Source organism: Brevibacillus centrosporus (assembly GCF_046622605.1).
GTDB lineage: Bacteria > Bacillota > Bacilli > Brevibacillales > Brevibacillaceae > Brevibacillus > Brevibacillus centrosporus.
In genome coordinates this window covers 1,587,027-1,607,327 of the sequence record NZ_CP176856.1, presented here as the reverse complement: position 1 = coordinate 1,607,327, position 20,301 = coordinate 1,587,027, and the positions used below count along the sequence as shown (strand labels likewise).

21 protein-coding genes and 1 pseudogene are annotated in these 20,301 nt (G+C 48.9%); 7 read left to right on the top strand and 15 right to left on the bottom strand.

Features of this window, described 5'->3' with window-relative positions; all coding sequences use genetic code 11:
- Positions 1 to 4: 4 nt before the first annotated feature.
- On the bottom strand, positions 5 to 1,267 hold the full coding sequence (locus ACLIN2_RS08415; protein WP_411504525.1) for an exo-beta-N-acetylmuramidase NamZ family protein: 1,263 nt from the start codon (positions 1,265 to 1,267) through the stop codon (positions 5 to 7).
- A gap of 296 nt (positions 1,268 to 1,563) precedes the next feature.
- On the bottom strand, positions 1,564 to 2,394 hold the full coding sequence (locus tag ACLIN2_RS08410) for a DUF92 domain-containing protein (RefSeq protein WP_411503774.1): 831 nt from the start codon (positions 2,392 to 2,394) through the stop codon (positions 1,564 to 1,566).
- 178 nt (positions 2,395 to 2,572) lie between these two features.
- On the opposite strand from ACLIN2_RS08410, the gene ACLIN2_RS08405 reads away from it, so the two are divergent.
- Positions 2,573 to 3,049, top strand: coding sequence for a GNAT family N-acetyltransferase (locus ACLIN2_RS08405; RefSeq protein WP_411503773.1), 477 nt, complete (start codon positions 2,573 to 2,575; stop codon positions 3,047 to 3,049).
- Between the two features lie 108 nt (positions 3,050 to 3,157).
- On the opposite strand, the pseudogene ACLIN2_RS08400 reads toward ACLIN2_RS08405, so the two are convergent.
- Positions 3,158 to 3,451, bottom strand: a pseudogene (locus ACLIN2_RS08400) (S8 family serine peptidase); the annotation flags it as partial.
- A gap of 244 nt (positions 3,452 to 3,695) precedes the next feature.
- On the opposite strand from ACLIN2_RS08400, the gene ACLIN2_RS08395 reads away from it, so the two are divergent.
- Both ACLIN2_RS08395 and brnQ read left to right on the top strand, forming a co-directional pair.
- Positions 3,696 to 3,953 carry a hypothetical protein gene (locus ACLIN2_RS08395; RefSeq protein WP_411503772.1) on the top strand — a complete coding sequence of 86 codons (258 nt, stop codon included), beginning with the start codon at positions 3,696 to 3,698 and terminating at the stop codon, positions 3,951 to 3,953.
- A gap of 150 nt (positions 3,954 to 4,103) precedes the next feature.
- Positions 4,104 to 5,474, top strand: a complete 1,371-nt coding sequence (brnQ, locus tag ACLIN2_RS08390; RefSeq protein ID WP_411503771.1) for a branched-chain amino acid transport system II carrier protein — start codon at positions 4,104 to 4,106, stop codon at positions 5,472 to 5,474.
- A 62-nt stretch (positions 5,475 to 5,536) separates the two neighbouring features.
- On the opposite strand, the gene sigJ is transcribed toward brnQ, so the two are convergent.
- Positions 5,537 to 6,400: an RNA polymerase sigma factor SigJ gene (sigJ, locus tag ACLIN2_RS08385; protein ID WP_411503770.1), complete on the bottom strand. Its 864-nt coding sequence runs from the start codon at positions 6,398 to 6,400 to the stop codon at positions 5,537 to 5,539.
- A 58-nt stretch (positions 6,401 to 6,458) separates the two neighbouring features.
- Positions 6,459 to 7,646, bottom strand: coding sequence for an NAD(P)/FAD-dependent oxidoreductase (locus ACLIN2_RS08380; protein WP_411503769.1), 1,188 nt, complete (start codon positions 7,644 to 7,646; stop codon positions 6,459 to 6,461).
- A 173-nt stretch (positions 7,647 to 7,819) separates the two neighbouring features.
- On the opposite strand from ACLIN2_RS08380, the gene ACLIN2_RS08375 reads away from it, so the two are divergent.
- Positions 7,820 to 8,752 (top strand): DMT family transporter, encoded by a 933-nt coding sequence (locus ACLIN2_RS08375; protein WP_411503768.1) that lies wholly within the window; start codon positions 7,820 to 7,822, stop codon positions 8,750 to 8,752.
- A gap of 163 nt (positions 8,753 to 8,915) precedes the next feature.
- Positions 8,916 to 9,332, top strand: a complete 417-nt coding sequence (locus ACLIN2_RS08370) for a VOC family protein (protein WP_411503767.1) — start codon at positions 8,916 to 8,918, stop codon at positions 9,330 to 9,332.
- Positions 9,333 to 9,411: 79 nt separating this feature from the next.
- Here the strand turns inward: ACLIN2_RS08370 and ACLIN2_RS08365 are convergent, their stop codons facing one another.
- The 4 genes from ACLIN2_RS08365 to ACLIN2_RS08350 all read right to left on the bottom strand — a co-directional run bounded on the left by ACLIN2_RS08365 (position 9,412) and on the right by ACLIN2_RS08350 (position 12,671).
- Complete coding sequence (locus ACLIN2_RS08365) at positions 9,412 to 9,837, bottom strand: SRPBCC family protein (RefSeq protein ID WP_411503766.1); 426 nt, start codon at positions 9,835 to 9,837, stop codon at positions 9,412 to 9,414.
- Between the two features lie 65 nt (positions 9,838 to 9,902).
- Entirely contained in the window at positions 9,903 to 10,859 is a 957-nt protein-coding gene (locus ACLIN2_RS08360) for a sigma-70 family RNA polymerase sigma factor (RefSeq protein WP_411503765.1), read from the bottom strand.
- An 84-nt stretch (positions 10,860 to 10,943) separates the two neighbouring features.
- Positions 10,944 to 11,396, bottom strand: coding sequence for a VOC family protein (locus ACLIN2_RS08355; protein ID WP_411503764.1), 453 nt, complete (start codon positions 11,394 to 11,396; stop codon positions 10,944 to 10,946).
- A 723-nt stretch (positions 11,397 to 12,119) separates the two neighbouring features.
- Positions 12,120 to 12,671 (bottom strand): dihydrofolate reductase family protein, encoded by a 552-nt coding sequence (locus ACLIN2_RS08350; protein ID WP_411503763.1) that lies wholly within the window; start codon positions 12,669 to 12,671, stop codon positions 12,120 to 12,122.
- Positions 12,672 to 13,056: 385 nt separating this feature from the next.
- Here ACLIN2_RS08350 and ACLIN2_RS08345 point away from each other — a divergent pair, with 385 nt between their 5' ends.
- Positions 13,057 to 13,359: a hypothetical protein gene (locus ACLIN2_RS08345; RefSeq protein WP_411503762.1), complete on the top strand. Its 303-nt coding sequence runs from the start codon at positions 13,057 to 13,059 to the stop codon at positions 13,357 to 13,359.
- Positions 13,360 to 13,421: 62 nt separating this feature from the next.
- Here the strand turns inward: ACLIN2_RS08345 and ACLIN2_RS08340 are convergent, their stop codons facing one another.
- From ACLIN2_RS08340 to ACLIN2_RS08320, 5 genes are all read right to left on the bottom strand, one after another.
- Positions 13,422 to 14,801: a DJ-1/PfpI family protein gene (locus ACLIN2_RS08340; RefSeq protein ID WP_411503761.1), complete on the bottom strand. Its 1,380-nt coding sequence runs from the start codon at positions 14,799 to 14,801 to the stop codon at positions 13,422 to 13,424.
- A gap of 153 nt (positions 14,802 to 14,954) precedes the next feature.
- Complete coding sequence (locus ACLIN2_RS08335) at positions 14,955 to 16,373, bottom strand: sensor histidine kinase (RefSeq protein ID WP_411503760.1); 1,419 nt, start codon at positions 16,371 to 16,373, stop codon at positions 14,955 to 14,957.
- Positions 16,306 to 16,986 carry a response regulator transcription factor gene (locus ACLIN2_RS08330; RefSeq protein WP_411503759.1) on the bottom strand — a complete coding sequence of 227 codons (681 nt, stop codon included), beginning with the start codon at positions 16,984 to 16,986 and terminating at the stop codon, positions 16,306 to 16,308. The genes ACLIN2_RS08335 and ACLIN2_RS08330 overlap by 68 nt, the downstream gene beginning before the upstream one ends.
- Before the next feature lie 2 nt (positions 16,987 to 16,988).
- A complete protein-coding gene (locus tag ACLIN2_RS08325; protein WP_411503758.1) occupies positions 16,989 to 17,804 on the bottom strand; it encodes a hypothetical protein in 816 nt (271 codons plus the stop codon).
- Positions 17,805 to 18,010: 206 nt separating this feature from the next.
- Positions 18,011 to 18,502 carry a GNAT family N-acetyltransferase gene (locus ACLIN2_RS08320; protein WP_411503757.1) on the bottom strand — a complete coding sequence of 164 codons (492 nt, stop codon included), beginning with the start codon at positions 18,500 to 18,502 and terminating at the stop codon, positions 18,011 to 18,013.
- A gap of 402 nt (positions 18,503 to 18,904) precedes the next feature.
- Between ACLIN2_RS08320 and ACLIN2_RS08315 the strand changes: the two genes are divergently transcribed.
- Positions 18,905 to 19,321 carry a VOC family protein gene (locus ACLIN2_RS08315; protein WP_411503756.1) on the top strand — a complete coding sequence of 139 codons (417 nt, stop codon included), beginning with the start codon at positions 18,905 to 18,907 and terminating at the stop codon, positions 19,319 to 19,321.
- Positions 19,322 to 19,399: 78 nt separating this feature from the next.
- On the opposite strand, the gene ACLIN2_RS08310 is transcribed toward ACLIN2_RS08315, so the two are convergent.
- Positions 19,400 to 20,296 (bottom strand): hydroxymethylglutaryl-CoA lyase, encoded by an 897-nt coding sequence (locus ACLIN2_RS08310; RefSeq protein ID WP_092266009.1) that lies wholly within the window; start codon positions 20,294 to 20,296, stop codon positions 19,400 to 19,402.
- Positions 20,297 to 20,301: the final 5 nt, after the last annotated feature.

The window sequence follows — 20,301 nt, the reverse complement described above, 5'->3', positions numbered from 1 at the left end:
ACTCCTAGTGGTAGAGCAGATACGTCTTGCGCAGCTGCTTGAATGCGTTCAGCTCAGCTTGCCAATCTGCGATGATGTCGTCCACAGATGCTCCTTCGTCAATCGCTTTGCGGACCTTGTCCGTTCCCATCAGCTTGTCGATCCAGTTGTCGCTGCGCCAGGCAAAATCATCCGGGTACAGCTCTTTCAATTCCACCATAATAGTAAGAGCTGTACGTATCGGGTCATACTTCTCGCGATCTGTCACGTAAATCTGCAGTCCGCCGACGTTGATACCGGCGTGCTTGGAGAAGGTAGGGTTGAAGTACGCTTCCCGAAAAGCTACGCCTGGCAGATTCAGACGATTCATTCGCTCCGCTATCTCCCACCCTTTTATGTACGGGGCACCGACCAGCTCGAACGGACGAGTGGTTCCGCGGCCTTCGGAAAGATTGGTTCCCTCGAACAGGCAGTTGCCTGGATAAACCAGCGCAGTATCAGGAGTAGGCATGTTAGGCGACGGCAGCACCCAAGCCAGTCCCGTCTCGTCATACTGCATGTCCCGCTTCCAGCCCTTCATCTGGACGATTTGGAGATCTGCCTTTTTCCCTATCTCTTTGACAAGGAATTGCTCATTGAATAAAACAGCGAGCTCTCCCACCGTCATGCCATGGCGGACAGGAATCGGATAAATGCCCACGAATGACTCGTAAGCAGGATCGAGAACGCTTCCCTCTACCTTCTCCCCGCCAATCGGATTGGGCCGATCCAGCACGATGAAAGGCTTGTCCTCCAAAGCTGCCGCTTTCATGGCGTAGGCCATCGTGGAAATGTACGTGTAGAAGCGCGAACCGACATCCTGGATATCGAACAGGATGACATCTACATCGCGGAACAAAGGGGAGATTTCCTGCTGTGTTTTTCCGTACAGGTTATAGAACGGCAGTCCTGTTTTTGGATCTTCGTAGGTGCCAGGGACCGATCCCGCCTGCTCCGTTCCCCGGATCCCGTGCTCCGGACCGTATACCGCTACCAGATTCACGTTCTTTTCGAGCAGCGCATCCACATCGTGCGTCAGATCCTCCGTTACTCCAGTCGGGTTCGTGATGAGCCCTACTTTCTTCCCTTTCAGCATTTCGGGCTTTTCAAGCAACAGCTCGATTCCCGTTTGGACAGCTGGACCATTCTTTTTTTCCTTGGCTAAACCAAGATCGGCAGCTCCTGCAGCAGTCAGCGTGCAGAACAAAACGAGTGACGACAAATAGCGAAGCCAGCGAGTCTTTTTCAAAGCACGATCACCTCCACTTTTCGTAGAATACAAGGGATGAACGGCCACTACCTCCTCTCCTACATAGTCGAGTCTGGTGCGCTCACACAGAATCTGGAAGCATCTACCATCGATGATAAAGGTTTCATTCTGTTTTTTCGTGGGAATCATTTACCAAATTTTCTAACAAATAAACCGTCATTCTCTTGATTTCATAGTTCTTTCTATCTACCATGAATTGGAAATCACCACATAAAAAAAACCGGAAGACCCTAGCATCGCTTGACGCTGCAAAGTCTTTCCGGTTATTTGCCTGCTTAGGCGAGTCCGAGCACGAGTGCCAGCAAAATGGCCGAAACGCCGCCTGCAATCGAGCCTGCGATATTGACGGCATCGTTGTTCCAGCCAGTGCGACCTCGTGTCCGCACAGCTTGCCTGCCGCAGTGGCGGTCCTGCTCGATATCGCGACCACACACATCGCAACGGTACATTTGCTGCCAGGTCGCACCAATCCATGAATCCGCCAGCGCCCCCATCATGCCAGCCAATCCGGCAATTCCGGTCCAGGCAAAAGGTCCAAGTCCGCTCGCAGCCGTATCCGGTGCAAACGGGGTCACCGCCAGCATCAGCCAGGCTACAGCACCGATAAAGAATCCGCCCGCCAGTGAAGCACCCATGCCGAGACCAGAAACACCTCCGGACGTCCCCGGCGGAACGGGGCGTCCTGTCTTGATCGAGATCGGCGGTGTCCGACTCAAGCCACCGATTTCGGTAGCCCACGTATCAGACGTGACCGCCGCCATCACACCGAGAAAGGCATACCACCAAAGGGGATGGGGATACATCCAATTGGCCGCACACAGCAGCATCCCCAGACCTCCGTTGGCCAGCACCTGTCCAGCATCGCGCCTCCCACCCTTCTCATAGCCGCTCTCTGCCTCTTCTTTTGCATGCCTTTTCCATTTGGACCACAGGGTCGAAGAGACGAAAAAGGCGATCAGACATCCGAACCAGATCGCGCTTCCCAGTGCGTACATCACCGTGCCCACAATCACTGCCGCTGTAAAACCGGAGCCGGACAGCGACCGTCTTGCATAGGCCATGCCCGCAATACCGGCGCTGCAGGCCAGCCCTATCAACCATTCCAAAATACGCCGCCCTCCTTTGCTATAAACTATTATACTTGAGCGCACGAGACTAGGACCTTTCTTTCTGATCCTAATCTGACGCTGATTTTTACGAGAAGAGATCGCCTCATTTTATGTATGACCTGCAGCGTGTATAAGCTAAAATAAACGTTAAAACCTTGGGCGAGGTGAGGGAAGCATGGATATTTTGATCCGAAGTGCGCAGCCAGATGATTACGCATCGTTATTGTCTTTGTTTTGGCAGGTTCATCATTTGCACGTTGTAGAGCGACCAGACCTATACAAAAAAAACGCGACTCCAGTAGGAGAAGAGTTGTTTCATAACCAGCTGAAGGATGATAAGCAGCAGATCTTTGTAGCTACCCTGGGAAATGAAATCGTCGGCGTCGTAGTTTTAAAGGAAGAAGAAATACCCGAAAATTCATTTGTGAATGCGAGAAGGATCTTACTGGTTGATAGCTTATGCGTGGCTGATTCGCATCGGAAAAAGGGCATCGGACGTAAACTGCTGCAATATGCTTTTGACTTTGGAAGAGGCTTGAAAGTAGATAGCATTGAATTGGGGGTAATCGAGGCGAATCAAAATGCGATCCATTTCTATCAATCTATGGGAATGACAACGAAAAGCAGGAAAATGGAGTTTCGCTTGGACTAACCGGGAGCTGCTACAAACAACAGCGGCGGCCTCAGACTTTCCTATCCGGTCTGCGGTCGCCGCTGCTTCTTTATTCTATTTACTCTGGTGCTAATTGGCGCAAGCGATTCAGGACCGCACAGCCCTGGCAGCATTCACTCGTCCAAATTGCCAGAAGGTACCCGTTCCCGGTATTGGATTTGAGGTTGTCTGAATAACGCTCTGGATCTGAACGTTCGTTTTTCCCTGAGAAGCCAGCAGAGCAGCCAGGCCGGCGACGTGGGGAGAAGCCATAGAAGTTCCGCTCAGATAAGCGTAGTAACTGCCGGGATAGGTGGACAAGATATTTTCTCCGGGAGCCGCCACATCCACCCAGCGGCAGTAGTTGGAGAATCCGGACTTCACGTCATTGGCGTTGGTCGATCGTATGTATTCGCGATCATTTCAAACTTATCCGTATTTCCCATTACTCCCTCTCCCATCTGTCTAGCTAAAATTCTCGCATCCAATCCGATTCTATCGAAGCACTTGCATTTCGTCTCCAGTCTTATTCACGTCCTTCCACCGTCTGAACCTGCTCGGCTGTGACTCCGCTGGCAGAATTAGGCCATCGCCTCAGAGCATTCACCTAGATTAAACATATACTGCTCGGGAAGGAGGAGTTTGTATGCACCATCCCGATTATCCCAACCTGCCGTATCAATATGATCGGCAGCTGAACCCTGTATATGCCGGTAAGACCTTTCGTTATGATTACGAAGATGGCAATGTATTTATCATTGATTTCTTCGATCGCACTCATCGCCATGATCTAGGGGTTGCGGGACCATTACTGAACTTGACCGCTTCTCATGGTGAACGCTCCCTGCTTTTCCTTTCAAAGAAGCTGCCGAATTCGCATCGGCAGCTTTTTTCGTTCTCCTAAATACTGAAATTGTAATGTTTCCATAAAGGCACTATAATGAATTTCGTTGTTCAGAAAGCTGGACGTTCATTGACAGTAAAATTTGAATTTTTTGCAGTCAGCCGTACGGTATTTCATTGCTTCCAGGTTCAGGCTGATAGGAGGATTTTTATGTTTCAAAAAGTGCCGTTTTCTTTTCTGGTGATTATAGGATTTATGTTGTTTGCCTTGTTTTTTGGAGCCGGTAATTTGATTTTCCCGCCTATGCTCGGTCAATTGGCAGGAACAAATGTCTGGCTAGCCAATGCAGGATTTCTAGTTACAGGCGTGGGATTGCCGCTCCTTTCGATCATTGCCTTTGTTTATTCTGGACAAGACGACTTACGTTCGTTAGCAAGTCGTGTTCATCCGCTATTTGGTATGATCTTCACGGTTGTTCTATACTTGGCTATCGGTCCCTTTTTCGCAATCCCTAGGTCCGGCAATGTATCCTATGAAATCGGGGTCAAACCATTCCTATCTGACCAGGCAGGTTCCATCCCGCTCATTCTATTCACCATCCTGTTTTTTACCACTGCATGTCTCTTATCTCTCAATCCTGTCAAGATCGTCAGTGTGGTCGGGAAAATTCTAACCCCAATCAAATTGACGTTTATCGGATTTATTGTCATTACAGCCGTGATCCGTCCGATAGGAGCACTGCAGGTACCATCGGAAGAGTACACGAGTCATGTATTTTTCAAAGGCTTTCAAGAGGGCTATTTAACCTTGGATGCTCTCGTCGCTTTTGTTTTCGGGATCATTATCGTGAATGCCCTTAAGGAAAAAGGAGTTACGACCCAAAAACAGCTGTTAGCCACGTGTGCAAAGGCGACATTGATCGCCGGCACGCTCCTCGTGCTTTTTTATTCGGCTCTCTCCTATATGGGAGCTTCCAGTGTGGAAAAATTGGGCCATTTAGAAAACGGAGCCGAGGTTTTGGCTAAGGTTTCGAGCTATTATTTCGGTTCCTACGGTGCCATATTATTAGGCTTCATGATTACAGTGGCTTGCTTGACCACAAGTGTAGGGCTCATAACCGCTTGCTCTTCCTTCTTCCATCTATTGATTCCGACTGTCTCTTACAAAAAGTTTGCCGTTATTTTATCGGTTTTCAGTACACTTGTCGCAAATATCGGACTAACGCAGCTGATCAAGGTGTCCGTTCCGCTCTTAATGACGATGTACCCGATTGCGATCTCCCTCTTATTCTTAACCTTTCTACACAGAGCATTTCGTGGTTGGTCTGAGGTGTACCAAGGAAGCTTGCTTTTCACCTTGATCATCAGCTTGTTCGACGGCCTGAATGCGGCCGGCGTGCACATCGCCGTCATTGAAAACTATTTCACTCATTATCTTCCCTTGTATGAGGTAGGCTTAGGCTGGCTGCTTCCCTCTCTCCTAGGCGGCTTGTGTGGATACCTGTTTCGTGCATTCCGCAGAAGCAGCTCACCGCGCCCTCGGACGATCCGGTTGCAGGATGGAAATACAGACAGATTGTGAATGAGGTCAAAGCATGAGAGATCCCGTTGAACTTCGGGGAAAAACCTGCTGTCGGCGGCTCTCTAAACCCGAGCAAGCTTCTCCGGATTTCGAACGGCATACATTCTCGCGAGCTTTCCGTGCCGCAGTTGTATCAGGATAGCAGCCAATGTTTCCTCTCCCGAACGAATGATGAATCCGGTCTCTCCATTCAAAGTAGCCACTTCGAAGCAGAGTTTTCCCTGATAAATGGTCCCTTTGCCCTGGAATCCGTCGAGAAGGACTCGAGCCACATGATCGCGCGTCTGTATCGGATGCCGGAACGCGGTTACCTTTCCGCCTCCGTCTGCGACGAGCATGACATCCTCGGTCAACAGAGACAGCACATGCTCGACGTTCCCTTGCTCGAGGGAGGTAAGGAATCGGTTGACCCATTCCAATTCGACTGTTTCGGCTGCGACCGCCTCCTGCTCGGATATCTCCATCTTGCTTTTGGCTCGGCTCACCAGCTTGCGGCAATTCGCCTCTTGCTTGCCGAGCAGTTCAGCAATTTCCGAATAATCGAAGCCCAAGCCTTCACGCATGACAAAAACCGCCCGCTCTGTCGGTGTCAGCCGCTCCAAAAGTACGAGCATGGCGTAGGACAAAAGATCGCGGCGGGCAACCGTCATCTCGAGCGTTTCTGTCTCCGGTGTCCGAACCGGCTCGGGAAGCCACGGACCGACGTACACTTCCCGCCTTTTCCGCGCCGACTTCTGCTGATTGAGGCAGTGATTGGTTACCATTTTGCACAAATACGCCTTCGGTTTCTCCAGACGTTCCAGATGTAAGTCGAACGACTTCATGAATACGTCCTGCACCGCATCTTCTGCGTCTGCCGCTGAGCCCGTCAGCTGATAAGCCAGCGTGAACAGCAGTGCCCTATATTGGTCGTACAGTTCTTTCATTCGCCGCCCCACCTTTTCCTGTTTGTTGGAAAACGTTCCATTCTTATCCTCTCTTTTTCTATCGTAGCATGCTTCCTCCATCCCATGCCAGATTCCTGAATTTCCAGGCAGGCTTTCCTGTAATCATCATCGTCAGTCCCCATTTGCGCCCCCACACTAATCCGCGATTTTCCCCCAAGCCGATGCAGTAGAAATCCAATGGTACTGATTTGTGTACGGGCGCGGGGCTGCCCTTTAAATCGGCCATCACGACTTTTCCCAGCCGGTCTGCCTGCAGCACGCCTTCTCCGCACCTCATCTGATCCGCCTTGCCTGTGCGCGGATCCACAATTCTTGCGCAGTCCCCAATGCTGTATACGCCAGGCGCCCCTTTCACGCGATAGCATTCATCCACCTGCACTTGACCTTCAGGAGTAAGCGGCAAGCCCATGCGGAGAAGGGCCGGATTCGGGATCAGACCAATCATCCAAATACATAGGCCAACCTCCAGGCTCTCGCCATTGCTGAGTGTCACCACACCCGCTTCTTCTCGCATCGCCTTGCAATTGTGAAGCACTTTTACTCCACACTCACGAAGAGTCAGCTCCAGCTTCCGACCAACTTTCTGCGGCGCTTCTGGGAACAGCCGCTCCTGCGTGTTCAGCAAATAGACAGCGGTATCCAATGGGTTCAGGCCCATTTCCGCCGCTTCCACCCGCATCGCCAGCGCCAGCTCGGCGGACGTCTCGATGCCGCTGATCCCCGCTCCCGCAACCACAACCGAGAGCAACCGTTTACGTTCTTCCGGATTCGTCTCACCAGCAGCCTTGCGCAGGTTGGCCTGCCAGCGCTCCCGGATGTCCGATGCGGCTTGCGGGTCGGTCAAGGCGATGCCACCCTGCGCCGGATCCGGTCTCCGAACGATGCTGCCGACCGTCACAACTAAAAGGTCATAACCGATTTGCGCTTCCTTTCCTTGCGCATCCGTATAGGCAAGCTGTTTCTCACCACTATCTATAGAAGTAACTGTCCCTTGTACGAATTCGACTCCTTCGGCAGCCCAATGCGACCAGGGAACTGTAATCTCTTCCCCACTCACTGCAGGACGGAACAACAACACCTTGCGTACATGCCCAGGCAGCTTATCGAACAAAACAAACCGAATCCGCCTTCCGTTCGCCATGCCCCGAGTCGTTTCCTTGATTGCTTTGAGCGCATGAAGCCCTGCATGGCCGCCTCCGATGATGATGCATGTCATGTCGTTCATTTCCCTCAGCCCCTTTACGTTTTACACATATAACAAGGTAGGCTTCGGATTTGTGACATCGGAAACGAAAATAAACCTTTTTTACGGACCCCAGGATATTTTTGTGGAAGGAATAGGATGGCGGACTTTATACTAAAGAAATCGGAATTTTCAACGAAAGGATGTCCGGGATTGTGCAAAACTACCTGAAATCCCAAAGTGCATTTGAAAATAGTCTCCATAAGTGGAGAAGGCTCGCCCCAAGCATATGGAACTCCCACTGGACGGCGGACATCTCCCTGCTGCTTATTGCGATGATCTGGGGCTCCAATTACATTGTCATCAAGGGTGTCGTAGAAACGGTTCCCGTCTTCCAGCTGCTCTTTATCCGGTTCACACTGACTGCCATCATCATGCTTCCTTTTACCTTCAAAGTACTGCGTCATGCCGACCGTTCCGCCTGGACCAGCGGCATGATTCTCGGGCTGATCCTCGGTGCTACCTATTTCCTCGAGACTTTCGGCCTGACATCGACCTCGGCTTCCAATGCCGGCTTCATCATTGGCATGTATGTCGTCTTGGTCCCCGTCCTCGATCATGTGATTCATGGAAGGCTGCTGAAGATTTCGTTGGCAGGTGTCCTGCTTCTCTCTATCACTGGGACTACTCTCTTGACGATGAAGGACAGCTTTGACCCCAAAATCGGGGATGTGCTGGTGCTAGCTGCCGCATTCGGGTATGCGATTCAGATGATCATGGCGAAGAAGCTGACAGCGGGACAGACCATGGATTCACGTGCCTTGACCGTCATTCAATTTTCCACAGTCGCGATCGTGTCCGGCTTGCTTTCTCTTTCCCAGCCCTCCTCCTGGAGCTATCTGACCCCATCCTTTTGGCTTGCGATCGGGTACCTGGTGGTGTTTGGAACCATGTTTGCCTACTACATTCAGCTGGTCATGATCCGTCGCACTTCTCCTTCTCGGGTGGCACTGTTGATGAGCAGCGAACCAATGTTTGCCGCCATCTTTTCCATCCTGATCGCTGGCGAGCATCTCTCCATCTGGCAGTTTATCGGAGGGTTGTGCATCATTACTGGGATACTTTTGGGCAGGAGATTTCAGGAGTAGAGCTACTGTGGAATATGTCGGGTATCCCAACTCAATACCAGGTTATTTTTCAAAATTTACGCTTCCGAATCCACGAGACCGATGAATTTCCGGATCGACTGCCGTCTATATAAACAAAGGCATAAATGAACACAAACTAATTTGACGAAGAGGTGTTTTGAAAATGGCATTAACGTCCGCATTCACGAGCTTCAACCTGCCTGTAAAAAACGTAGAACAATCGAAAGCGTTCTTCACCGGACTCGGATTCGAGCTCAACCCGCAATTCCCCGAGAACGAGAATTCGGTAGCCATCGTGATCGGTGACAACCTGCAGGTCATGCTGATCAATCAAGCGTTCTTTCATACGCTCACGGAGAAGGAATCCGTCGATACGAGCAAGTATGCGCAGATGACGATCGCATTGGCCTTCGAGAGCCGGGAAAAGGTCGATGAAATTGTGAATACCGCGCTCTCCTTGGGCGGGAAATTGCACGCTGAACCTGAAGAACATGGGTTCATGTATCATTGGGGCTTCGTGGACTTGGACGGCCATCTGTGGGCCATTAACTACATGAACATGGACCAGGCACAAGGTTAAGGCTAACAGAGAGCACGCTCGTACTAAGGTTCAAAAAGAAAGACGCCGGGCATCTTCCCCGGCGTCTTCTTCGCGATGATTAGTTTTGTTCGGTGTAGGCTTTGAAATTGTCCATGATCGATTGCCAGCCTGCTTGCTGGAACTCGACGGGATTGGAGCTTTCCGCGTCGAACGTTTCAATGACCTTCGTCTCATTCCCTTGATCGACGAAAGCAATATCCACTCTTCTTCCGTCTTCCATGGTGTAGCCGATCGCCTCATGCTGATTCACGACATCGTAGACGCCCCCAAAATCAAAGCCCATGCTGCCATCCTTCGCTTCCATCCGTGTCAAAAACTTGCCGCCGACTCGCAGATCGTTTTCGGCTCTCGGCGCATGCCAGTCCTCGGACGCTTGATTCCACTTCGTGATGTGATCCGGCTCGGTCCAATAGCGCCATACCTTCTCTACAGGCGCTTGAATGACAGCTTGCACCGTTACTTTCCTCGGTTGACTCGTTTCCATTTTAAATAGACACCTCTCTTCGTTTGGTTGTTCTCAATCATATAGACGTAAGCCAATGACGAAATTCATTGGTCAATTCGCTCAGGCAGCCCAAATCGCGAAAATAATGGCGTATGAATGAAGTTTTGAACGTGCAGAATTTGATTTTCTTTGGTTTCGATGACGTGGATGCCCCAGGGTACCAGGCCAGATCCCTCTTTGCTCGGCATATACTGGGCAAACGCCGGATAACCGCCATTCACCGTAATGGGCACAAATCGCGAACCTTCGCAATGCCAGCGAGTAAGCGAATAGAAAGCGGACAAATCTTCCTTGCCGCGGATCCACATCTCGTAGGGCGGCATCGACATGCAGCCTTCCTCGTGGAACAACGCGACGAGCGCAGCAATATCGAATTGCTCGAACGCCTCCACATACCGGGACAGCAGCTGCTGCTCCGGTTGAACGTCCATGCTGCTGAGCTCATCCGAACGAAGCTGCGCCCGGTCCATCGTCTCTCGGGCTCTTTGCAAGGCGCTGTTCACCGCTGCCGGCGACATCGCCAACGCTTCCGCGATCTGCTTGGAGGACCATTCAAATACATCCTTCAAAATGAGTACCGCGCGCTGCCGCGGAGGCAAGGTCTGCAGGAGAGCGATGAAGCACAGTTGAAGGGTATCTCTGCGGACGAGCCGATCTTCCGGATTGCCCCCAAAGTCGGGAGACGGCCAGATCCAGGCAGAGTCCGGCAGCGTGTCGCGCGGCTCGACGATGGCGACGGCTGGATCGAACAGGTCAACGGGAAGCGCGCGGCGTTTGGATTGTCTCAGCTTGTCCAAGCACAGGTTGGATGCAATCCGATAGACCCAAGTTTTGAACGAGGAATCCTGTCTGAACGTGCTCCAGCTCTGCCAGACCCGAATACTCGTCTCCTGAACGGCATCATCCGCATCGTCCATGGAGCCTAGCATTCGGTAACAGAACGAGGTTAAGCCCGGCTTCAAGCTTGCAAATAATGGTTCGTCAAATGCGGTCTCGTTCATCGCGGCCTCCTTTAACGATCTCCCCGAGTAAAAAAGCTCGCCCACAGGCAAGCCAGTAAAGACTTGTTATAAAACGTCACTCCCTTATTTATTCCCGAGTTGTTCTGCCAGCCCGATTAGAATTCCTTCGGTTCCACGAATGTAGCAGAGCCGATACGAGTCCTTGTACTGAACCACTTCGCCAACGAGCTGAGCGCCACGCTTAATGAGTCTGGACACCATTTCGTCAATGTCTTCAACAGCGAACATGACGCGTAGATAGCCGAGGGAGTTTACAGGAGCAGTCCGGTGATCTGAAATAGGAGGAGGGGTGAGAAATCGCGAAAGCTCAAGTCTGCTGTGGCCATCTGGGGTAACCATCATCGCAATCTCTACACGCTGAGAACCCAGTCCGGTTACGCGACCAGCCCATTCCCCTTCGACAGTGGCTCGCCCTTCGAGGGTCAAGCCAATCTCCTCGAAGAAAGAGATTGCGTCATCAAGGGATTCTACAACGATGCCGACATTGTCCATTCTTAGTAATTTGTTTTTTGCCAAAGTTTTATCTCCTTCTATGTTAAAATTGACTACCTGATCATCTTCCTAATTATTCTAATCAAAAATTACAAATTCCTTCCAAACAAAAAACACCTTGTCACCGTATGTTCATTGAATATTGAAATGATTTCACACGCAGCTGTAAAAATGGGGTGAACAATAACGTACAAGCTGAAGCTAACAATCCAATGCCACCCGCAAGTAAAGCGAACCGTAAACCCATTGTCCCCCCTATCATCCCTCCAAGTAACGAACCTAGCGGCAAAGCCCCCCACGAGATAAAGCGAAATGTAGCATTCACACGACCTTGAAAAAGTTAGCGGCGACTAGAATAGGCCGCCGAGGAAATCTGTCTATCCATACACCAGCGAACAAACCGAAAATGATAAATGGCGCATACTCGGCAAAACCAAGCAACCCCATTTTTCGTCACAACTAATTGCCTTTTTTAGTATAGGGGAATATAAATTTCAAGATCTTGCGCTTTCATTACCCTACCGTTCGTGCAGAAAAGGCAGCCGGTTAATTCTAGTGCCTTTCCACATTGTTATTGCACTATCAAACTCGTTCGCTTAACAAACCGATGTTGGGTAGTCTAATTTACTCCGCTCCTCGTATTGACCTCCTGTTCAACCGTAGGCAGCTTGTCACAACAGGTGGCTCAGCAGAGGAAAGATCTGTTTGTCAGTACATTAGCTGTATCCTCGGTGATCAGCCAAGCAGTCAACGAACGGGCGTGTAGCTGAGCAGCACGACGCCGGAGCTGAAGGGTTTAGTCCCGGTCAGCTTCAGATTCAGTCGATCATGAACTCCCCCCAATAATTGGGGGCCACGTCCGGCAACGATTGGATGTACCAGGAAGTGATACTCATCCACCACACCTAGTTGTGCCAAGGTGGAACCGAGGCCGGGACCGCCGTTAACGAGTAGGTTCTTCCCTTCTGCCGTAAGCTGTGGCACCTCTTCGGAAACTGGCCCCTTCAACAAGAAAGAGTTCTGCCACGACACGTGATCCAGCGTTCGCGAGACAACGTACTTGGGTTTCTGATCAAGCTTGCGTGCGAAGTCGACCATGAATTGAGGTCCGTCGCCGCTGCTGGCTATCGCTGGCCAGAAACGCTCCATAAGCTGGTAGATTTCACGTCCAAAAAGCAGACCATCTGACTGGTCCATCATGTCCACCGAATACTGGTGGAGCTCCTCATCTGCAATCATCTGCGTGTGGTCACAGCAACCGTCCAGTGTCACATTCATTTGCAAGATTACACGTCCCATAAGCCGCCTCCTTTTTGTCTGCATTTTATCATCCAACACTAGACCTGGTTTCTCTTAGATTGCTAATGTGCACAGTCCTGCCCCATTATTTTCATCTAAATGCCACCGCCGTTTTTGTCAAATGTTCAAACTAAATCTGGGGAAAAAAACTTGGTGAGGTTTGCAACAAGAGACATTGAGGAAATCCAGCGAATCTCCTAAACTATAATTCTGTCGAAAACAACTTCTGTAAATCAGGACATAGATAGCAGTATAATTTGATTGCCCATTGTAATTCTTGTTTCTTTTCCGTTGATGGAACGCCGTGTGCGATGAAAGTCGCTCGCACGGTGTAGGCTCGAACGAAACCCTTAGCAGAATGGGATAAGTCGAGAATAGCAATAATGTGCCCATAGTTTTAGGTTCAGGAATTCCGGATGTCACTATCCCTCTTTATGGAATGTCTCAACTTCTTTCTCTTACAGATTATTTTGATGATCTCGATGGAGACAGCCTAACCTTTACCATTGAGTTTGAATTTGGAACTGGCTTTGTATACACTTTCAACAATGATATTACAAGTCCAAACTATGGAAAAATTGTATTTCATGATGCTCCGGGCAATTCCACCTATGACATTGTGAAAGTAACAGCAAGCGATAGTAAAGGCGGTACAGTGACAGACCAGTTCGAGGTAAGGATATCCTGATTCTTATCCATCAACGAACCCTTAGGGAAACCTAAGGGTCTTTATTTTGCGTTAACAACTTCTCAACTCCCCTGCCCATTTTGATGAGGACCTCTTTTTCCTTTTCGATTAATGAATCGCCTATCAATAAGGAAAGCAGCAAGAAATGCAGCTAAACCAAGCAAAACGGAGATACCGAAAGCTTCATAGGAAAACGGACTGCCTTCGAAGGTTAAATGGGTGGCACGGTATTCCAATCGCTTGGCACCATATTTAGCGGTTAGGACGTCTTCTTGTTTGGCTAAATCTTCAAGTGGAGCATCAAAGATAAATCGGTCAGCGGAGCCACTGTGAATGAACTGTGGCACCACGTTGTTACTCTTTTCGTTCCACTGGCTGACATCTTCCGCAGCTAAAGACTCCGCCTCCACCCCGGGAACGAACATTCGATCCAGCTTCGGCGCATTCGACATATGATATCTGGAGACTAGGTTAAGGTGATACTTCGTGACGATAGGCTGCTTGGCGTCTGAAACGGTGTGGACCCTTGTTGTTCCAGAAGCGGCATACGTATCAAAAATCGTCGCAAGTGCACCGTCATCCATCCCGTTATACAACAATACCCCTGCGTCCTTTTTGCTCCATTGGAATGCTTGGTTGAACCAAAAAATCAATTCGGTTCCATCCACATAATAAGGATCTACCTTCGGATTTTTTACGAAATGATAAAAAGGGTAATTCATCTCTTTTGCTATTTTTTCCGCTGTAGATTCGCTCACTTGCTGGGAGATCACATAAAGAACAGCATCGATTCCTGAGGTGAGAGCTGCTGAAGAGACGATATTCCCGTCCACAACATAACGAACATCCCTTCTCCACTTTGTTTCAGGATAGTTATTGATTTCGCCATAATCGAAGCTTTTCCAGTCGGTGATTGCTTCTTTCCCTTTTAATAGACCTGTATCGGCCAGATTCACCGCTCCAGCGCAAATGCTTAACAGCTTCGTATCCGCATGTTTTTGAATCCATTCCCGGACTGGTTTATACTTGGCTTCGTCAACTCTAGGCATGGCCGGGATCACTATTAGGTCGGGACTTTTTCCTAATAAGCGATCCAGTTCATCAAAAGAATAGTGCGGCATCAGATCCAAACCGCCAGAAAGTGTCTTCACATTTTTGTCCGGGGCAACTGCATAGACGTTATAAGCCCCCGTCATCGCGAACATTTCATACGGAACCATGAAATCAAAAACCTCTGTCGTCGGATTGGATAACATGACTGCTACTGTAGGCTTTTCCGGATGATGCTCAGGGACGCTCACCTCTTGTAAAGCAGGCATCGAAGTTTGCCGAGTGGGGAGCCAATATCCCTGATTGGAGTGAATATACCCAAACGCACCGATCCCTCCGAAAAAGATAACGAGCGTCATTCCATAGACAACGATACGTAATAATGATCTCATCTCGATTCTCCTCTGATCCTAATTTTTCGTATTTGTTTCCTCAAATTACGATAAACCAGCTCCATGAACTGAATATGAACGGATAGGATAGACAAAAAAATACCGCCCCCCGCGGGCGATATTTTTCCTTTAGAAAAATCGTAGGTTGGTTTGCTAGTTCTCACGCGGTAGTGCGACCGTAAAAATGGTTCCGGCACCAAGACTGCTAGACACATGGATTTCTCCGTTATGCATTTCTATGATTTGCTTGACGATGGATAAACCAAGCCCATTTCCCTTTACAGAGCTGCTACGGGCTTTGTCCACTTTATGAAACGGCTTGAAAATATCAGCAAGTTCTTCTTCAGGGATTCCGATTCCACTGTCTGATATCGATACGATATTTTGATGAGTATTCCCCAACGAATGGATGCGTATCGTCCCGTGAGGCGCAGTAAATTTGATAGCGTTGTTCAGCAAGTTAATCCACACCTGATCCAATTGATCTTTGTCCGCTTGAACGGTTATGGCCTCAAGATCAACGACCATGTTGATTTCTTTTACGGTCCATAAAGGCTCCAAAGTGATGACAGCCCTCCGCAGCTGCTCATCCAATTGGTAGGTAGTCACCTTCAATGGATGCTGCTCCTGCTGTAAATAAGAGAGCTGAAGCAAATTTTGCCCCAAGCGGGATAACCTCTCGCTCTCCTCCTCGATGATCGTCAAATAACGCAGACGCGTCTCTTCGCTCATTTTCTTCTGCTTTAAAGCTTTCGTAAATCCTGAAATGGAAGTTAACGGTGATTGAATCTCATGAGAGACACTCGAGACAAAGTCTTGCCGCATTTGATCCAGTTTCGCCAGCTCTTTTGCCATCTCATGAAAACTCACGCTTAATTGACCAATTTCATCCCTACGATTCATGGGGAGGCTCGCCGAATCGAAGGTCCCTTTTGCCATCCTCTTCGTCGCTTCCGTTAACTGCATGATCGGATTTACTACATAACGGGCGGCAATCAAAATCAGAAAGCTGCCAATCAGCAGAACAAGAATATATAATGCATGAATCCACGGCATATTTTCTTGCTCTTGCTCTACCGTATTCTTATCCAATGTGAGAAACAAAGCGTAGGGATTACCTTTCACGGAAAAAGGAACCCCCACGATTGGAAGATCTTGCGTTTCTGCATCGAGACTGCGTGCAATATCGCCACCAAGCACCTGCTGAATTTGACTCTGTTCCACATGTATGGGCTCTTTTTCTTCAAGCAGGGGCACGCCTTCTTTATCGTATAGTTGGACACTGTAAATCGAAAGACCAGAGAAACCTTGCACATACGACCCCACATCCGCAGATGGGTTCGACCGATATGCTTCGATGATGTTTATGCCGTCTTTTACTAACGTTTCTTCGATAAAAGTATGCTTCCGCCCTTCAAACATCCATGTACTGACCAAAAACGCTGCGAACAAGCTCAGCATCACAATAAAGATAAAGACCAATACGACGCGGGTATACAGCGATTTAATCCGGACGCACCTCCAGACGATAACCAAGTCCCCTGATCGTGACGATGCGAAAATCAGACTCACAGTCAGTAAACCTCTCCCGAAGCCTCTTAATGTGAACATCCACTGTCCGATCGTCACCTTCATAATCGATACCCCAGATGTGTTCAATCAGATGGCTCCTTGTAAATAACTGCCCGGAATTACTGCCCAGTTTGTACAGCACCTCGAATTCTTTCATGGGAAGTGTCATGGTTTGTCCATTGCTGTAGATAACCTGATAACGCTTACGATCTAATGTAATTGTGCCCAGCTGTATCTCGCTTGCAGTAGAGATGCGGTACCGCTTTAGCAAAGCCTTTACCCGAAGAACCAGCTCCACCGGATCAAATGGCTTCACCAAATAATCATCCGTGCCGAGTTTAAATCCTTTTATGCGATCAGTTGCTTCCCCTTTCGCGGTAATCATCAGGATGGGCATCTCACCAAATGCACGGAGATTCTCGCATAAGACCCAACCGTCCATTTTCGGCATCATTATATCGAGAATCACCAGATCCACGATATGATTTTCAGCGTATTGCAACGCTTCCTCCCCATTCGATTTCTCGATTATTTCAAAGCCCTCATCCTCCAAATACAAACGGACCAACTCTCGGATATGAGCATCATCGTCTACCACTAATACCTTTGCCAATGTTATTTCTCTCCCTTTATTTCTACTACAAAAGGAAATGCCCTTACTTTTCCATCCTGTTTGAACTCCGCCCAAATTTTATAGATCCCGGGCTTCACAAACTGCGTCTCAAATACTGGTTCCTCCTGTTGAGCTGGATGAACATGCAGATACTGCTGTGCACCTTCGTCTACTATCACCACATGGCCCATGGCACCTAAATACGTAGTTAAGTTGGTTCTGTCCAAATCAAACGTTAACGTGACCGGTTGATTGATCGCAAAGCTACTCATCTTTAGTGTGACGGTTTCTCCATCGATCTGTTGAGTCAACGTTTTGTCTACCTTCATCCCAATGTTCTGATCTGATACACTTGGATGGCCGACGATAAACGGGACCGGCGTTACCTGATAAGTAAGATTTTTGGGCTTCATATCAATAAATGCCTTATAAAATCCTTCAGGCAGGGTGCTTTTGATTGTAAACTGCCCCTTTCCTGTTTGTTCCGGATGCAAGTGGTAAAACTTTTGCAAATGCTCATCCACTACAATAAAATGGAGAATTTTCTCGTGATTTACTTCTAGTTCATGAACTGGATTTCCCGCCTTATCTTTTACATAAATCTTGATTTCTTTTTCATCCGCTTGAACAAACGTATTTACTTCACTACTACCTCCTTCATGCAAATCAGAACTATGCCGCACGCCGTGACTTTCATGGCTATCCTGGCTAGCCAAAGCAACCGCTTGTTTATCATTGGCAGTCACTTTTTCGTAAACCGTAAAGCCACCTATTACCAGCGCCACATACAAAACAGCCCCGATTACCCATTTATACATTCTAAGATCCCTCCAGAGAATTCCGCTTTAACAGCATAGCGCCACTGTAATACACCTCTGTGAACTCAATATGAACAAAAAAAAACCACCCAAAGGTGGCTCTGTTCCTTCTGATGATTGGCTTAGGAAAGTTATCATTACTACCAGCAGCCGTTACTTGGTGTTTCTTGCACGATTGTCCCCGTTCGTTGACACCCTTTGCCCGTCTATGACAGCAATTCTTTACTCATGTTATACCACGTAACGCCAGCATGTTTAGAGCTCGAGACACCTTTGTTGATATATCCCTGCTTTTCATAGAAATGGATCAAATTCTCTTTACATGTAAGCGTAATTGTTTTACGTTTTTTCTCTCTTGCTTCGTTTTCTAGATGCGCCAATAGTCTTGCTGCTACTCCACGATTTTGAAAATGAGGAGAAACCGCCAATCCCAAGATGCTTTGATGCCAGCCCGCCGCTGGATTTTCCTTACTATCCCGAAATAAATCATCGGTTATGAACGCCGTTTCCATTACAGGGCCGTTCACAAAACCCGCAATTACCCCATCCTCTTCCGCCACATAAAAGCTATCTGGAATGAGCGCAATGCGTTTTTCCAGCGTTTCTTTCGTTGCCGCTTCTTCTTTTGAAAAGCAAAGCTGTTCAATGGCTACAAGCTGAGGCAAATCTTCCATTTTTACATTCCGTATGTTTAGCATAAAGGGAACCTCCACTTTTTGAAGTGAGCAAAGCAATGGATGAGTACAGATTTTCAAAGCCTGGATGCAATTTCCACTGTTTAGAAAATAGCAATTTTCATGGATGGATGTAAAGGCTAATCATCACAACCCGAGCAAAAATAAGTTTTTAACACAGGTGCACCGCGTGAAACAGAAAATCATCGATGCACAGAGATGATTGCGGCTACCCAAAGACGTCGCGAAAAGCTACCAACGCCTCATGACCCATCCGCATTTTCCCATCATCCGCGCTAGCAAAACACAGTAGGAAGAGAATATAGCAATTTAGAAGAAACATCCACTCCCTTTTTGTGGTTTACTTCCCTTATGAGCATGTGCATCCTGTTCCTACAGGAAATTTACCATAGAGGTGATTGGATCATGGCAACGAACAATATCTTCGTCAATCTTTCGGTCAAAGATCTGGAGAAAACAAAAGAATTCTTCTCCAAAGTAGGCTTTGAGTTCAACCCGCAATTCACCAACGAGCAGGCAGCTTGCATGGTCATCAGTGAAAACATCTACGCTATGCTTCTCGTCGAAGAGTTCTTCCACTCTTTCATTCAGAGCACAAAGAAAGAAATCGTGGACGCTACTCGCCATACAGAAGTAATCGTGGCACTGTCCGCGGACAGCCGCGACGAAGTAAATGAGCTGGTGAACCGAGCACTGGAAGCAGGTGCGACTCCTTATAACGAGCCTGTTGACCACGGCTTTATGTACGCCTGGAGCTTCCAGGACTTGGACGGTCATCTGTGGGAAATCGTGTACATGGATCAAAACGCGGCGCAGCAATAATCTCCCCTGTAAAAAAAGCACAGCAGCCTCGAGGGCATGTTCTCCATGCTCCTTCTGGTCGCTGTGCTTTTTTCGTTTTTACTGGCAAGCCTGCATGCTGTGGCTCATCAAGGAACGGCCCATTTTGCCCTGTATGAAGCGAGCGGCCTCCAGCAATTTATCTGTGTCGATCCCAGTCTGCATCCCAAGACCATGCAGCATGTACAGCAAATCGTCTGTTGCGATATTTCCTGATGCACCTGGAGCGTACGGGCAGCCGCCCAGCCCGCCCAGCGAGCTGTCAAAGGTGGTCATCCCCATTTCCAGTGATACGAGGACATTCGCCATCGCCATACCGCGTGTATCGTGGAAGTGCATCGCCAGCTTATCTGCCGGGAAGCGTCGGAGCAACACCTCCAGCACCTCCTGCACCTGCCTAGGCTGTGCGATCCCGATCGTATCTCCGAGCGATATTTCCTGTACGCCCATCTCCAGCAGTGTTTCCGTGACGCGAATGACCTCGTCTACCGCGACTGCGCCTTCATAGGGGCAACCAAAAACGGTGGAAACATAGCCGCGGACCGACTTGCCTGCCGCCAAAGCTGCCTTCGTCGTTTCCGCCAGAATCGGATAGGTTTCTTCGCGTGTCTTGTTGATATTTTTCAAATTGTGCGTTTCACTGGCTGACATGAATACCGATACTTCATCGATATTGGCGGTTAACGCCCGCTCCAATCCCTTTGCATTTGGAACCAGAGCCGCGTAGGTAACACCTGGCACACGCTCGATGCCTGCCGCCACTTCAACTGCATCCGCCAAGGCGGGTATCCATTTTGGATGGACGAACGACGTTACTTCGATATAAGACAAGCCGGTATGAGACATCTGATTGATCCAGGCAATCTTGTCAGCAGTGGGGACAAAGACAGACTCGTTCTGCAAGCCATCTCGCGGCCCCACTTCTTTGATGGTGATTTGTTTCGGATCGAATTTCATCGTCA